Annotated in this window: 1 protein-coding gene; it reads right to left on the minus strand. The window is 39.0% G+C overall.

Features of this window, described 5'->3' with window-relative positions; all coding sequences use genetic code 11:
* Nucleotides 1-747, minus strand: a 747-nt coding sequence (locus SM447_RS29260; protein ID WP_474576099.1) for a toprim domain-containing protein, incomplete at both ends; no start/stop codon positions are given.

Below are 747 nucleotides of genomic sequence, written 5' to 3' on the forward strand. Positions count from 1 at the left end.
GACTCTCTATATCTAATGCCTTAGCAGCTTGTTTTGCATGTTTTTCTAGATTTCCATAATCGTATAAATCTAGTTTTTGAATCACAAGTTGCTTGTTTTGTATGTGCTGGGTCTGTAGGGTTACTTTTAGACTATCTCCTGTGTTTTTTACGCTTCCCTTTACCTTGAGATCGAGTAGGGGTTTGTCTTGTGGTTCTTGTGGTTTAGGTATTGACTCTATTTCTGTCTGTGGTGGTGCCACCGTTATTTTCTCTTCAATAGAGAAAGAAGGAGCTGTTTTAGCTTCATTTAATAAGGTTTGGAACAATTCACTACTCTCATTATTAACCCACAGACTATTGATGTCTTCATCTGCAGGGGTGTCAATGATACCAATGGATAATTTTGGGTATTGGTGCTGTAATTGTGTTTGTAGCTTTGCTGTTGCTGTACGACCCGCTTTATCACCATCAAAAAAGAGGCTTATCTTTTTGAGGTTTGTGATTTTATGTATCGCCTCGGTGTGTTCTTTGGTAAATCCATTAGTTCCAAAACAAGCTAACACGGATGTATTTGGAGGTAATACCCCGTGTGCTTGCAGAGTGAGGGCATCAATGATGCTCTCGGTGAGGATTAGATGTTCTGTTGTTGTTTTTGGGTAACTAGGAGATAGACCTTTGCGATCTGTTAAATAATAATGACACCCTTTTTTGGTACTGGTAAAGCTTCTACCATATAAGGATACAATCTGACCGTGGCAGTGTTTTA

The sequence above is a fragment of the Micromonospora aridisoli genome, assembly GCF_056150025.1.